12 protein-coding genes and 1 riboswitch are annotated in these 13,269 nt (G+C 68.5%); of the genes, 6 read left to right on the forward strand and 6 right to left on the reverse strand.

Annotation, left to right across the window (positions count from 1 at the left end):
* Positions 1-82 precede the first annotated feature (82 nt).
* Positions 83-670 carry a hypothetical protein gene (locus ACIA8G_RS12215; RefSeq protein WP_396418430.1) on the forward strand — a complete coding sequence of 196 codons (588 nt, stop codon included), beginning with the start codon at positions 83-85 and terminating at the stop codon, positions 668-670.
* Positions 671-716: 46 nt separating this feature from the next.
* Here the strand turns inward: ACIA8G_RS12215 and ACIA8G_RS12220 are convergent, their stop codons facing one another.
* The gene (locus tag ACIA8G_RS12220) at positions 717-995 is read right to left on the reverse strand and encodes a hypothetical protein (RefSeq protein ID WP_396418698.1); all 279 of its coding nucleotides are present in this window, start codon (positions 993-995) and stop codon (positions 717-719) included.
* Between the two features lie 595 nt (positions 996-1,590).
* On the opposite strand from ACIA8G_RS12220, the gene ACIA8G_RS12225 reads away from it, so the two are divergent.
* Positions 1,591-3,198 (forward strand): phospholipid carrier-dependent glycosyltransferase, encoded by a 1,608-nt coding sequence (locus ACIA8G_RS12225; protein WP_396418431.1) that lies wholly within the window; start codon positions 1,591-1,593, stop codon positions 3,196-3,198.
* Here ACIA8G_RS12225 and ACIA8G_RS12230 read toward each other — a convergent pair.
* Positions 3,176-3,910 (reverse strand): aspartate/glutamate racemase family protein, encoded by a 735-nt coding sequence (locus ACIA8G_RS12230; RefSeq protein ID WP_396418432.1) that lies wholly within the window; start codon positions 3,908-3,910, stop codon positions 3,176-3,178. The genes ACIA8G_RS12225 and ACIA8G_RS12230 overlap by 23 nt on opposite strands.
* Positions 3,911-4,081: 171 nt before the next feature.
* On the opposite strand from ACIA8G_RS12230, the gene ACIA8G_RS12235 reads away from it, so the two are divergent.
* Both ACIA8G_RS12235 and ACIA8G_RS12240 read left to right on the forward strand, forming a co-directional pair.
* Entirely contained in the window at positions 4,082-5,413 is a 1,332-nt protein-coding gene (locus ACIA8G_RS12235) for a hypothetical protein (RefSeq protein ID WP_396418433.1), read from the forward strand.
* A 66-nt stretch (positions 5,414-5,479) separates the two neighbouring features.
* Entirely contained in the window at positions 5,480-6,031 is a 552-nt protein-coding gene (locus ACIA8G_RS12240; RefSeq protein ID WP_396418434.1) for a hypothetical protein, read from the forward strand.
* Positions 6,032-6,118: 87 nt separating this feature from the next.
* Here the strand turns inward: ACIA8G_RS12240 and ACIA8G_RS12245 are convergent, their stop codons facing one another.
* Positions 6,119-6,901, reverse strand: a complete 783-nt coding sequence (locus ACIA8G_RS12245) for a crotonase/enoyl-CoA hydratase family protein (RefSeq protein WP_396418435.1) — start codon at positions 6,899-6,901, stop codon at positions 6,119-6,121.
* A complete protein-coding gene (locus ACIA8G_RS12250; protein ID WP_396418436.1) occupies positions 6,901-7,524 on the reverse strand; it encodes a methyltransferase domain-containing protein in 624 nt (207 codons plus the stop codon). Before ACIA8G_RS12250 ends, ACIA8G_RS12245 begins: the two co-directional genes overlap by 1 nt.
* 106 nt (positions 7,525-7,630) lie before the next feature.
* Positions 7,631-7,838: riboswitch (cobalamin riboswitch) on the forward strand.
* 108 nt (positions 7,839-7,946) lie between these two features.
* Here ACIA8G_RS12250 and ACIA8G_RS12255 point away from each other — a divergent pair.
* Together ACIA8G_RS12255 and ACIA8G_RS12260 are read left to right on the forward strand one after the other, a co-directional pair.
* Positions 7,947-10,289, forward strand: coding sequence for a ribonucleoside-diphosphate reductase subunit alpha (locus tag ACIA8G_RS12255; protein ID WP_396418437.1), 2,343 nt, complete (start codon positions 7,947-7,949; stop codon positions 10,287-10,289).
* Complete coding sequence (locus ACIA8G_RS12260) at positions 10,286-11,314, forward strand: ribonucleotide-diphosphate reductase subunit beta (protein ID WP_396418438.1); 1,029 nt, start codon at positions 10,286-10,288, stop codon at positions 11,312-11,314. The genes ACIA8G_RS12255 and ACIA8G_RS12260 overlap by 4 nt, the downstream gene beginning before the upstream one ends.
* Positions 11,315-11,321: 7 nt before the next feature.
* On the opposite strand, the gene ACIA8G_RS12265 is transcribed toward ACIA8G_RS12260, so the two are convergent.
* Positions 11,322-11,693 carry a hypothetical protein gene (locus ACIA8G_RS12265; RefSeq protein ID WP_396418439.1) on the reverse strand — a complete coding sequence of 124 codons (372 nt, stop codon included), beginning with the start codon at positions 11,691-11,693 and terminating at the stop codon, positions 11,322-11,324.
* Positions 11,694-11,751: 58 nt separating this feature from the next.
* Complete coding sequence (locus ACIA8G_RS12270; protein WP_396418440.1) at positions 11,752-13,074, reverse strand: cytochrome P450; 1,323 nt, start codon at positions 13,072-13,074, stop codon at positions 11,752-11,754.
* Positions 13,075-13,269: the final 195 nt, after the last annotated feature.

A 13,269-nucleotide genomic window follows, 5' to 3' on the forward strand; every position in this document is an offset into this window, starting at 1 on the left:
AGAGCGACGGCACCGCGTGTCTACTCGGGTATTGGCTTCGCTGGTATCCGCCAGCAGGGTGGCAGGTTGGAGGTCTTGGCTGATGCAATCGGCCAGTGAAGCATCGGGTGCGTTGACAGACCAGGTCGCGCTTGTCAAATGGCACATCGACCGCTATGACAGGCTGCGTGCGTCGACGGCGAGCCGAGCTGCAGTTGTTCTGAGTGCAGGAGCGCTGCTTTCGGCCGGCAACGCGGTGATCCTCGCACAGTTGTTCGGTTCGAGTGGCTGGGACAACTCCTGGCTTCTCGCCGGATTCAGCGTAGGCCTGGCCACGAGCGCTTCCATGGTTGTCGCGTCCTTGATCGCTGCGGCAGGCGCCTTGGTGACAATCAAGGACAGTAGAACACTATTCGCAGAGGGAGCAGATTTACCCCCTTCTCCGATTTTCAACGGCTCGTACTCGTCGCGACATCTGACGTCATTCAACGAGTTCCAGTCGGTCGCCTTGACTCAGGACCACGCACACATCCTTGAGGCTGCGCACGTTGAGCTATGGATCATCGTTCGGCAGCACAGGCACAGATACGAGCGCCTGCGCCGCGCAGTACGGATCCTGCGGTGGGCGGCTGCCGTGTTCTTGGTCGTCTTTCTGGGGCTGCTGCTGGCCAACTTTGTCGACCACTTGTGATGGCGGTGTGTCGAATCATTGCGGATACAGGTGATCGTGTAGGCGCTCAAAGAAACACGAGCTCGCTGAAGAAACTGCGCGCCCCGTCAGGGCCTAGACCTGTAATCAACGTCGTTGTGCCACACCGACTTTCGTCATCGCGTCGGGTGCATCGGCGAACATTCGAGGCACGTTCATGAAGCCGTGGGCCATCCGCGGGTAGGGCACAGAACCCGACGGGAACCCAGCGGCGTCGAGCCTGCGCGAGATCTTCGTCGTGCAGCGGGTCGTTGCCCGCGACCACAACGGTGGTGGGTGGGAGCCCTGTGACGTCCGCGGCGTGCAGGGGAGATCAGCGAGTCTCGCCGGTCGGTAGGTGGTGTCGCTGGGCCGCCAGCATCGCTGCTGCGGGCAGGATCGGCGCGTTCGCGTTCGGACACGTCGATTGTGCAGGTGAGCGACTCGATCGTCTCGCACTTCCGGACGCCGTTTCGTTGCCTGTCCTGCACCCCAGCCGTCACCGTGGACGTGCAGAACGATCGGGAGCGGCCCTCGAATGCCGAGGTGCAAACCCGAAGAACGAGTTCGCCGGACCGTGTGCTGGTCGCGCGGTGGTAGTGCGCCAACAACGGACATCGAGAACTCCAGACCGGTCAGAAAGGGTTGCGTCCCTGCAGGATCGAGCGCAGGCGGTCCATCCCCTCGACGAGGGTGCGCGCGGCCCGACCCGGACTCCGGGGTGGTCACGCTGAAGGCCGCGCCGAGTACCCGGCGGACGACCCGCTGCGGGTTCACTATGAAGGGCACGTCCGTCGCGGCCGTCAACACGGGCCCCATCGGCCGCGGGTGCGGTGATCACCGCAGCCGCGATTTGGTGGGACAGACGCCGAACCGCCCGTTGACAACCATTCGGCAGGCGTGTCTGTCTAGTAGTGGTGGACATGCTCACCTCTGGGAAAGCACCGTCGCTGACGCCGCCGGCCCCGTCGCCAGTTGCTGTCGCACGTCCCCCGCGCCGGTGGTGGTTCACGCTCGTCGTGGTCGCGCTCCTCGCCCAGATGGCGATCGTGATGATCACGACGGCCGTGCGGCAGTCCCCGACGATCGACGAGCCGGTCTACGTCGGCGCGGCGATCGTCCAGCTGCAGCAGCACAGCCTGCGGTACAACCCGGAGCACCCGCCGCTCGGCAAGCTCATCATGGCGGCGGGCCTCGCCTTCGCCGACGTGCGCCTCGACCCGGCCTTCGCGGGCGACCAGACGCAGCTCGGCCGGCACGTGCTCTACGAGTCGGGCAACGATCCGGCCAGGCTGTTGCTGCTGGCGCGGCTGCCGATGATCGTGCTGACACTGCTGTTCGGGCTCGTCGTGCTCGGGTTCGCCAGTGATGTCGCCGGCCGTGCGGGCGGGCTGGCGGCGCTCGCCGTGTACGCGTTCTCGCCGGACGTCATCGCGCACGGGTCGCTGGCCACGCTCGACGTGCCGGCGGCCGGTTTCCTGCTGACGTCGGTGTGGCTGTTGTGGCGAGCCCGCAGCCGCCCCGGTCTCTACCTACCCCTCGCGGGACTCGCCCTTGGCGCGGCCCTCGCCACGAAGATGAGCACCCTGGCTGTGGTCCCGGTGTTGCTGGTCCTGGCCGCACTGGCCGGCCTGCGGGCTCGGCTCTTCTGGTTCGTCATGGCCGCGGTTGCCGTCGTGTGGATGTCCTATCTCGTGGTGGATCCGCAGCTGCGTTGGGAGTCACCGGCGGATCTGCCGGACGTTGAGGGCATGCGTTGGCTGCCGTTCCCCGAGCCGTTCCGGGACGGCATGCGCGTCCAGTTCGGCCTGGAGGAGCGGGTGTGGGGCGGTTTCCTGTTCGGGACGCACTACCTCGGTTCGCGGTGGTACTACCTGCCGGCCGCGCTGCTGGTGAAGACACCGTTGGGCGCCTTGGCGCTCTGGCTGGCCGGTGCCGTCGCGCTGGTGTCGGTGCGGCGGCTGCGCCCGGCAGCGTTGTACGTCCTCCTTCCCACGGCCGTGCTGCTGGCCGCGGCCATGACCGGCAACCGTGACCTGGGCGTCCGGTACGCGATCTTCGTGCCGATGTTCCTGGCGGTCGCGGTGGCCGGTGTGGTCGCCGTGCGGCGGCGGTGGGTGCATGTCGCAGTGGCGGTTCTAGTCGTCTTCGCCGCGGTCAGTTCGCTTCGGACGTTCCCCTACTACCTGCCGTACTCCAACGAGGCGTTCGGCGGGCCGGCGGAGACCCATCAGCGGCTGCACGACTCGAACGTCGACTGGGGCCAGGACCTGGGCCGGCTGGCGGACCGCCTGCGGCAGCGCTACCCCGGTGAGCGGATCTGGCTCGTCTACAAGGGAAGCGGGGTGCCGTCGTACTACGGCATCGACGCCGCCGATCCACGTGAGGTGCCACCGGATCAGGTGCGCGGGCTGCTCGTCGTGTCGGATTCGGCCATCGCCAAGGCTGACGATCGCCTCAAGGCGTTGGTCTCCGGCAGCACGCGGATCGACGAGGTCGGCCACTCCATCACGATCTTCCGCCGGCCGTAGCCCTCGTCTCCGGCGTGCTCAGCGCCAGGTCGACGGCGGCCTCGGCGTGGACGAGCGCGGTGTCGACGAGGGGCACCGGGCTGTCCTGCGCCTCGACGAGCATGCCGAACTCGGTGCACCCCAGGACGACCACTTCCGCTCCCCGGTCCACCAGGTCGGCGATCGCCGCCTTGAACCGTTTGCGCGTCTCGGGCCGGAAGATCCCTTTGGCGAGTTCGTCGTACAGCGCGTTGTGCACGTGGTCCCGGTGTTCTCCTTCCGCGACAAGCACTTCCAGGCCGTAGCGCTCCCGTAGCCGGTCCACGAAGTAGCCGCCGATCATGGTGTAGCGGCTGCCGAGCAGCCCGACGGTGTGGAAGCCGCCATCCAGGATCCGGCGCGCGGTCGGGTCGACCACGTGCAGGAACGGGAGATCCACGGCGTTCTCGAAGTGTTCGGCGGCGGCGTGGACGGTGTTGCACGCCACCAGGAAGAAGTCCGCACCGGCCGCCTTCAGCCTGGTGGCCTGTTCGGCGAGCAGCTGACCGACCACGTCCCACCGGCCGAGTCGCTGGTTGCGCTCGACCTCCGCGAAATCGGTCTGTGCCATGACGAGTTTCGCGCTGTGCAGACCGCCGTCGCCCGAACGCTGCGCGATCAGCTCGTTGATGACCCGGTAGTAGACGATCGAACTCGGCCATGCCAGGCCGCCGACGATCCCGATCGTTTTCATGACCGCACGCTAGGACGGGTCCGACTCATACGTCCAATACGGAATAGCGCTGTATTTGATTCGCTGGTGTATGGAACCTTCCGGGTGTCGGCTGCTCCGAACGGACGCTTGTGGTGCGGACAGGAGCGCTGCCACGATCGGGGTGCGATGCAAATGACTGGGGGGTCATTCATGAAGCCACTTCTGAGGCACACGACTGTCTTCACGTGTGCTGCCGTTCTTTTCGCAGCCGCCGCACCGTCCGCATTGGCGGGCGATGACGCCAAAAGACCTGCGCGCGTCGAAATCACGACGAATCTCTGGCAGAAGCAGGAGAAGATCGACAGCCTCGTCAAGGACATCCGCACGAGCGGTGAATCCGGCGGCATTTCCGGCGTGGTCGTCGATCCGGACCACGGGAAAGTGACGCTGTACTGGAAAGGCACCCCGCCCGCGGCGGTCGTCGGCCGGATCAAGGCGGCGGACGGCATCGCGGTCGAGGTGCGGCAGGCGCCCTACACCGAGGCCGAACTGCTGGCGGAGGCCGACCGGATCTCGCGAAAGCCACTGTTCAACGGGCCGCGCACGGGTCAGCGGATGATGAAGGTGAGCCCGCGGCCCGACGGCACCGGGCTGGACGTCGGCCTGCACGGCCTGCCGGCGGAGGTCGCGCCGCAGCAGGCCCGGCAGGTGGTTCCGGCACTCGACAGCACGGTGCCGCTGAAGGTCACCGCCACCGATCAGGTCTCGTTCACCACCCGTGCGTTCGACACCGAACCGTATTGGGGTGGCAGTTACATCCACCGCCGCGCCAACGGCAATTCGTGCTCGAGCGCGTTCGGCGTGACCGGTCTCAACGGTGCCGCCACCTATCTGCTCACCGCTGCGCATTGTGGTGAAGGCACGTGGGGTAGCGCGCTGTACCGCGACGCGAACGGGAACCTCCAGCAGAACGTTTACGGAAACACCATTCCGGCGGGCCGGGCGACGGACATCGACGTGCAGCTCATTCTCACGCCGGCCATCGACGGAGCCGGGGTCTACTGGGGCAGCTACATGAACCCGCCCGCCGGCGATCCCGGCACGAACGACGGCGTGTCGGTGCGCGGCTGGACGCCGAACAGCACCGGCAACGCGTTCTGCCTGTCCGGTTCGTACTCCGGCACGGTGTGCCCCGGCGCCGACATCCGGGTCACCGGCACCAACATCACGATCACCTACGACCCGCCGTCCAACGGCGTCGGGCGCGTGACGAACCTCGTCCAGGGCGCCGACGTGACCGGCACCCGCGGTATCGGCATCGTCGGCAACGGTGACAGCGGCGGGCCCGTGGTCAGCCCGACCAACGACGGCGGCGTGCTCGCCCGTGGCGTGATCAGCGGAATGGCGACCGGGTCCAACTTCGAGCAGCCGTGCCAGGGTTACGTGCCACCCGGCCGGGTGTGTTCCAGGGTGGTGTTCTTCGCCGACCTGCAGAATTCGATGGCCAGGGTCGGCGTGCGGCTCAACACCACCACCGGCTGAGCAACCTGGGAGGCGTCTGGTTCCGTCCTCTGTGCAGGACGGAACCAGACCGGACGCGGAGGGGTGATGGTGCGCAAGGCTGTCGTGGTCGCGCTGCTGGCCATGCTCGTGGCCTCCTGCGGGAGGAACGCCACCGAGCAGGGCAGTCCGCCGCCCGTCGACCCCGCGCTCACCGCCGCCGCGGCCGCGATCCAGCCGTTGCTGGAGTCGTTCACCGGCACCTTCGCCGGGCTCGAACTCCGGCACGAGGTGCCGTCCCTGGTGGTCTACCGCAAGCCCGACCCTCGGCTCGACGCCGAGGTCGGTAAGGCCGCGTCCGGCGTGCGGGTGGAGTTCCGCGACGCGAAGTACTCGCTGGCCGAGATGAAGGCGGCCGGCGGGCGGGTCATGGACGACCGCGAGTACTGGAAAGGCCGTGGCCTGACCATTTCCGCTGTGGGACCGAAGGTCGACGGATCGGGCGTCGAGGTGACGTCGGTGAACGAGGCCGGCGACTTCGCCGGTGCGCTGCACGAGCGTTACCCGGACATGGCGTTCGTCGTGCGCAAGGGTGGGGAGGTCGTGCCACCTATGGACACCGGCTCGCCGCCGGTCTACCCCGGGCCGCCGTCGAAGTGACCGCGCTGGACGTGAATCGGGCGGGGCAGGCTGCTTCGGCCGGTCGTCGAAGTGACCGTGCCGGACGTGAACCTGCTCGCCACCGATCTACCCCGGCCCGCCGTCGAAGTGACCGTGCCGCCCCGCCCCAGACGCGAACCGGGCCGCGCCGGCAACCCCTTCCTGCCGCACGATCGGCACCCCGGCCGCCCCCTCAGCGCGCAACGCCTCCGCCAGCGGCAGGTCAAGACCCGCGTAGGTCGACGCCCGATCAGCGAGCACGCACTCGAACGGAAACGCGGCGATCTGCGAGGCCAGCCGCAGCGCCGCGGGTACGGCCTCGCCAGGCTCGACGACCCGGTTGGCCAGCCCGATCGCCAGCGCCTCGTCGGCGTGCACGGGACGGCCGGTCAGGATCAGGTCCAGCGCCCGCCCCAGCCCGACGACCCTCGGCAGGCGCACCGTGCCGCCGTCGATCAGCGGCACGCCCCACCGCCGGCAGAACACGCCGAACACCGCATCGCTCTCGACGACCCGCAGGTCCGCGAGCAGCGCCAGCTCCAGTCCACCCGCGACGGCGTGGCCGCTGACCGCCGCGATCAGCGGCTTGCTCAACTGCAACCGCGTCGGTCCCATCGGGCCGGTGCCACCGCCGTCGGGGTCGAGTTCGTTGCGCCGCAACGGGTCGCTGACCGAGGTCAGGTCCGCGCCCGCGCAGAACGTCCCGCCCGCGCCCGCGAGCACCGCCACTCGCTGGCCGGGATCCGCCTCGAACGCGAGGAAGGCGTCCCGCAGTTCGGCGGCCATCGGGCCGTCGACGGCGTTGCGCCGGTCCGGGCGGTCCATCCAGATCACCGTTGTGGTGCCTGAAGTCTCGACACGGACGTCCATCAGTCCTCCACGGGTTTGCGGGCGACGAGTCGTTCCACCAGGCCGAGCTTGAAGCGTTGCCGTTGCTCGACTTCGAGGCCGCGTGCCTGGAGCAGGAGCAGCGGCCGGCGGCGGAAGTGCTCGCCTGCCAGCGGAATCGTGGCTCGCTCCACCAGCCACTGCACGCCGCGGGTGAGCCGGGCCGAGCCCGCGACGTGGTCGAGCAGGATCAGCCGCCCGCCGGGACGCAGCACCCTGATCATCTCGCCGACCGCGACCGAGGGGTCGGGGATGGCGCACAACCCCAGCGTGCACACCACGGTGTCGAACGCGCCGTCGGCGAACGGGAGGGCGTGCGCGGTTCCTTGCTGCAGCGTCACTTCGCGGCCGAGTTCCCGGGCGCGGGATCGCGCGAGGTCGAGCATCCGTTCGCTGAGATCGAGGCCGGTCAAGGTGACGGCAGCGGGGTAGAACGGCAGGTTGAGTCCGGTGCCGATGGCGACCTCGAGGACCTCCCCGGTGGCCTGCGAGCAGGCCCAGCGGCGGGAGTCGCCGAAGACCTTGCGGTCCAGGACGCCCATCTGATCGTCGTAGTTCGCCGACTTGCGGTCCCAGTACCGCTGCCAGCGGGTGGTGTGATCCACGGTTCCGCCCCCTCGGTCGTCGTGATCACAGAGTGATCGTTTGGAGCTGCTCCAAGTAGGCGACACGCCCACTACATGTAGGTGGTGGATCGCTCCCGGCGTCCATGTATTGTGCCTCGAAGCTGGTTCGGCCGATCATCCAGATCGGTCGTCGCAAGAGGGAACCCGGTGTGAATCCGGGACTGCCCCGCAGCGGTGAGTGGGAACGAAAGCCGTCAGAAGCACTGGACACCGATGTCTGGGAAGCGACGGCCGGTAGGAGCCGACAGGCGTGCCCACGAGTCCGAAGACCTGCCAGCACCCCGCACGTGCCTGCGTGCGGGCGTCCGCGGCCCCGAGGGAGGGCGGGAGGACGTGGCGGTCGCGCGCGCCCGTCTACTCCTCGCTGCTCTCGTGGCCACCTAGCTCGCGAGGAGAGAGCTGTGACGGCGGTCGACACTGTCACCACCACCATGCGCGTCAAGAAACGCAACGGTTCACTCGAACCGGTAGACCTCAACAAGATCGTGCGCGCGGTTGAGCGCTGCACGGTGGGTCTGCACGACGTGGACCCGCTGCGGGTCGCCACCAAGACCATCAGCGGCCTGTACGACGGTGCCACCACCGAGGAGCTGGACCGTCTCTCGATCCAGACCGCCGCCGCGCTGGTAGCCGAGGAACCCGAGTACTCCAAGCTGGCGGCCGGTCTGCTGGCCGCCTACATCGAGAAGGAAGTGCGCCGCCAGGGCGTGCAGTCCTTCAGCCAGAGCGTCGCGCTCGGGCACGCGGAAGGCCTGATCGGCGACGCGACCGCGAAGTTCGTCGCGGCCAACGCCCGCAAGCTCGACGACGCCATCGACCTGGACGCGGACCGCCGGTTCGAGTACTTCGGCCTGCGCACCGTGTACGACCGCTACCTGCTGCGCCACCCCGCGAAGCGCTCGGTCATCGAGCAGCCGCAGTACTGGCTGCTGCGCGTCGCGTGCGGCCTGTCGCACACCGCGTCCGAGGCGATCGACTTCTACCGGCTGATGTCGTCGCTGGCCTACCTGCCCAGCTCGCCGACGCTGTTCAACTCCGGCACGGTGCACACCCAGATGTCCTCGTGCTACCTGCTGGACTCGCCGCGCGACGAGCTCGAGTCGATCTACGACCGGTACGCCCAGATCGCCCGGCTGTCCAAGTTCGCCGGTGGCATCGGCGTGCAGTGGTCACGGGTGCGCTCGCGCGGCGCGTTGATCCGCGGCACGAACGGGCACTCCAACGGCATCGTGCCGTGGCTGCGCACGCTGGACGCCTCGGTCTCGGCGGTGAACCAGGGCGGCCGCCGCAAGGGTGCAGCCTGCGTGTACCTCGAGACCTGGCACCCGGACATCGACGAGTTCCTGGAGCTGCGCGACAACACCGGCGAGGACGCCCGCCGCACGCACAACCTCAACCTCGCGAACTGGATCCCGGACGAGTTCATGCGCCGGGTCGAGGCGGACGCGGACTGGTCGCTGTTCGACCCGGACGAGGTGCCGGAGCTCGTCGACCTCTGGGGCGACGAGTTCGACCGCGCCTACCGCGGTGCCGAAGAGGCCGGTCGTGCCGTGCGCACGGTGAAGGCTCGTGACCTTTATGGACGGATGATCCGCACGCTGGCGCAGACCGGCAACGGCTGGATGACGTTCAAGGACACCGCGAACCGCACCTGCAACCAGACCGCCGAACCCGGCAACGTGGTGCACCTGTCCAACCTGTGCACGGAGATCCTCGAGGTCACCAGCGACGAGGAGACCGCGGTCTGCAACCTCGGCTCGGTCAACCTCGGTGCGCACGTCGCTGATGGCGGCATCGACTGGGAACGCCTGCGCACCACCGTCCGCACGGCCGTGGTGTTCCTCGACCGGGTGATCGACATCAACTACTACCCGACGGAGCAGGCGGCGCGCAGCAACCCGCGCTGGCGCCCGGTCGGGCTCGGTGTCATGGGCCTGCAGGACGTGTTCTTCAAGCTGCGCCTGGACTTCGACTCACCGCAGGCGCGGGAGCTGTCGACCAGGATCGCCGAGGAGATCTACCTGACGGCCCTGGAGTCGTCGGCCGAGCTCGCCTCGTCGGCGGGGGCGCACCCCGCCTACGCCGAGACTCGCGCGGCCAAGGGCGACCTGCAGCCGGACCTGTGGGGCGTCACGCCCACGCAGACCGAACGCTGGACCGCCGTTCGCGAGCGGATCGCCGAGCACGGCCTGCGCAACTCGCTGCTGATCGCCGTCGCGCCGACCGCCACGATCGCGTCGATCGCCGGCTGCTTCGAGTGCATCGAGCCGCAGGTGTCCAACACGTTCAAGCGCGAGACGCTGTCCGGTGAGTTCCTGCAGATCAACTCCTACCTGGTGCGCGAGCTCAAGTCGCGCGGCCTGTGGACCGAGGCGGTCCGCAACCGGCTCAAGCAGGACGACGGGTCCGCGCAGGGCATCGCCGAACTGCCCGCCGAGGTGCGCTCGTTGTTCCGCACGGCCTGGGAGTTGCCGCAGAAGGCGCTGATCGAACTGGCCGCCGCGCGCGGCCCGTACATCGACCAGAGCCAGTCGCTCAACCTGTTCGTCGCGTCGCCGACGATCGGCAAGCTCTCCTCGATGTACCTCTACGCCTGGAAAGCCGGGCTGAAGACCACGTACTACCTGCGCTCCCGTCCGGCGACGCGCATCCAGCAGGCCACCGTCACCGTCCCGACCGTCACGTCGGCCGACGCCGTCGCCTGCTCCCTGGAAAACCCCGAGTCCTGTGAGGCCTGCCAGTGACCACCCTCGAGAACACCACCCGCAAGCTCGCCCTGCTGGACCCCGGCATGGACCTCACGCTGCGGCCCATGCGCTATCCGTTGTTCTACGAGCGTTTCCGTGACGCGATCAAGAACACGTGGACCGTCGAGGAGGTCGACCTGCACTCCGACCTCGCGGACCTGAACAAGCTGTCGGAGGCCGAGCGGCACCTGGTCAACCGGCTCGTCGCGTTCTTCGCCACCGGCGACACGATCGTCGCGAACAACCTGGTGCTGAACCTCTACGAGCACGTGAACGCGCCGGAGGCCCGGCTCTACCTGTCGCGCCAGCTGTTCGAGGAGGCCGTGCACGTCCAGTTCTACCTGACGCTGCTCGACACCTACCTGCCCGACGAGAACGACCGCATCGAGGCGTTCGCCGCGGTGGAGACGATCCCGTCGATCCGCGCGAAGGCCGAGTTCTGCTACAAGTGGATCGACTCGATCTCCGCGCTGACCGAGCTGCGCACCCGTGAGGACCGCCGCTCGTTCCTGCTGAACCTGATCTGCTTCGCGGCGTGCATCGAGGGCCTGTTCTTCTACGGCGCCTTCGCCTACGTGTACTTCCTGCGCTCGCGCGGCCTGCTCAACGGCCTCGCGTCCGGCACCAACTGGGTGTTCCGCGACGAGTCGATGCACATGGCGTTCGCGTTCGACGTCGTGGACACGGTGCGGCGCGAGGAGCCGGACCTGTTCGACGAGTCGCTGTACGAAGAGGTGCGGCAGATGCTGCGCGAGGCCGTCGACGCGGAGGTCCAGTTCGCCGAGGACCTGCTCGGTGGTGGCGTGGCCGGCATGTCGGTCGCGGACATGCGGTCCTACCTCGAGCACGTCGCCGACCGGCGGCTGCAGGTGCTCGGCATCGAGCCGATCTACGGCTCCAAGAACCCGTTCGCGTTCATGGAGCTGCAGGATGTGCAGGAGCTGTCGAACTTCTTCGAGCGCCGGGTGTCGGCGTACCAGGTCGGCGTGACCGGCACGGTGTCGTTCGACGAGGAGTTCTAGGACGGGATCAAGCCGGATCGGCAGCTTCCTGCCGGTCCGGCTTCACCGCCGGCGCGGGCACGATGCGGGCGGAGACCGAGGGCGGTGGGGGAGCGAGGCCGGGACCGCCGGCGTCGATCCAGTCGATCACGCCGTGCACCGCGTCGTCGTCCAGCACGGATCCGACCCACACCGGCTTCGCCCCGGCTGCGCGGGCGGCCGGGCTGGGCTGCACGACGACCACGTTGGACTCGGTGCACGCGTCGAGGCAGTCCGCCACGCGCACCGCGGTCAGGCGCCCGCGCAGGACCTCCAGCTGCTGGTCGTGGTCGACGTCGGGATGCTTGCGAGCGGTGCCGCAACAGCAACCCCGGCAGACCGTGACACGTGGCGTCGTCATGATCTCGTTCTACCCATCCGGTGACCGGATGGGGCGAGAACGTGCTGCGGTTCTCACCTCAGCCGAGCAGGTGCTCCTCCGCCGACCGGGTCGGGCTGCCGAGGTCGACCGGCAGGGAGTGCAGCCCGTAGACGATGGACAGCTTGCGGAACGACAGCGCGCCCGGCTCGACCGCCAGCCGCATCCGGGGGAACCGCTTCGCGAGCGCCGGGTACGCGATGCGCAGCTCCATCTTGGCGAGCTCGGCGCCGATGCACCGGTGGGCGCCGTAGCCGAACGCGAGGTGCTGCCCTGCGGACCGCTCCGGGCAGATGTCGTCGGGCGCGCCGTACACGCTCGGGTCGCGGTTCGCCTGGGACAGCGAGCACGCGACGATGTCCCCGGCGCGCACCTTCGTGCCGGCGATGTCGACATCGCGGCGGGCGACCCGGAGGAACGCGACCTGCACCACGGTGAGGTGGCGCAGCAGTTCGTCGACGAGCCCGCTCACAGCCTCCTCGTCGCCACGGACGTGGTCCATCAGGTCGGGGGAGCGCAGCATCGCGAGGGTGCCCAGCGAGATCATGCTCGCCGTGGTCTCGAAGCCGCCGGTGACCAGGCCGTCGGCCAGGCCTGCCAGCTCGTCGTCGTCCAGCTCGTCACCGTGCTTGCGCACGAGTTCGCCGAGCAGTCCGTCGGTCGGGGCCAGCCGCTGGGCCCGGACGAGTTCCCGGAAGTAGACGATCGACTCGGACACGGCGGACAGCGACGCCGTGGCGGCCCCGCCCAGGTCGAAGCGCGCCACGCTGCGCCGCTGGAACTCCTCGCGCTCGCTCGCGGGCACGCCGAGCAGTTCGCAGATCGTGAGCGCCGGCACGGGAAGCGCGAAGTCCTCGACGAGGTCGACCGGACCGTCCTTCATGGACATGATGTCGAGCTGGTCCGCCACGATGGTCTCGATCCGCGGCACGAGCCGGGAGAGCCTTCTCATGGTGAACTCCGGCGTCAGCACCTTCCGCAGCCGGGTGTGCTCGGGAGGGTCGCTGAAGCCCAGCCCGCCCGGTGCCTCGGCGGAGAACACACCGAGCTCCTTGAAGTGGCTGAAGTCGTTGCTGAACGACTCGGCGTCGACCAGCACCCGCTTGGCCGCGTCGTAGCCGGTCACGAGCCACACCGTCACCGGCAGCGGCAGGCGGGTGATCGGGCCCGCGGCGTGCATCCGCGCGAGCTCGGGCACCGGGTCCAAACCGTTGCGCCGCAACGGTGCCATCACGCGTGATGGCACGAACCAGGACGACTCGAGGTCGAACCCGGTCCGGCTGAGCCGGGCGAGCAGCCGCCGTCCCATCCACTCGGTCACCCGTGAGCGCACGGTGGTTGCTGAGTGCAGAACGTCTCTCATGGCGCACGTTCCCCTTCGGCGGCAAGGGCTTCGGGGTCTGCGGTAACCCCAGGACGGACCCTATCCACTTCGCTGCTCGCGCGTCGTCATACTCGGGGCTTAGTACCCAGGTCGTATGGCGGCGGGTGCCGCACCGTCTTTCCGGCGACACCCGCCGAGACGATTAACGGAAAAGCGCTGCGGCGGACAATTGAC

The sequence above is a fragment of the Lentzea sp. NPDC051213 genome (assembly GCF_044455585.1).
Taxonomy (GTDB): domain Bacteria; phylum Actinomycetota; class Actinomycetes; order Mycobacteriales; family Pseudonocardiaceae; genus Lentzea.

What these genes read in the sequence shown, in the direction of transcription:
- ACIA8G_RS12215 (WP_396418430.1), top strand. Translation starts at nt 83, where the DNA reads ATGCAATCGGCCAGTGAAGCATCGGGTGCGTTGACAGACCAGGTCGCG.
- ACIA8G_RS12225 (WP_396418431.1), top strand. Translation starts at nt 1,591, where the DNA reads ATGCTCACCTCTGGGAAAGCACCGTCGCTGACGCCGCCGGCCCCGTCG.
- ACIA8G_RS12230 (WP_396418432.1), bottom strand. Translation starts at nt 3,910, where the DNA reads ATGAAAACGATCGGGATCGTCGGCGGCCTGGCATGGCCGAGTTCGATC.
- ACIA8G_RS12235 (WP_396418433.1), top strand. Translation starts at nt 4,082, where the DNA reads ATGAAGCCACTTCTGAGGCACACGACTGTCTTCACGTGTGCTGCCGTT.
- ACIA8G_RS12240 (WP_396418434.1), top strand. Translation starts at nt 5,480, where the DNA reads ATGGTGCGCAAGGCTGTCGTGGTCGCGCTGCTGGCCATGCTCGTGGCC.
- ACIA8G_RS12245 (WP_396418435.1), bottom strand. Translation starts at nt 6,901, where the DNA reads ATGGACGTCCGTGTCGAGACTTCAGGCACCACAACGGTGATCTGGATG.
- ACIA8G_RS12265 (WP_396418439.1), bottom strand. Translation starts at nt 11,693, where the DNA reads ATGACGACGCCACGTGTCACGGTCTGCCGGGGTTGCTGTTGCGGCACC.
- ACIA8G_RS12270 (WP_396418440.1), bottom strand. Translation starts at nt 13,074, where the DNA reads ATGAGAGACGTTCTGCACTCAGCAACCACCGTGCGCTCACGGGTGACC.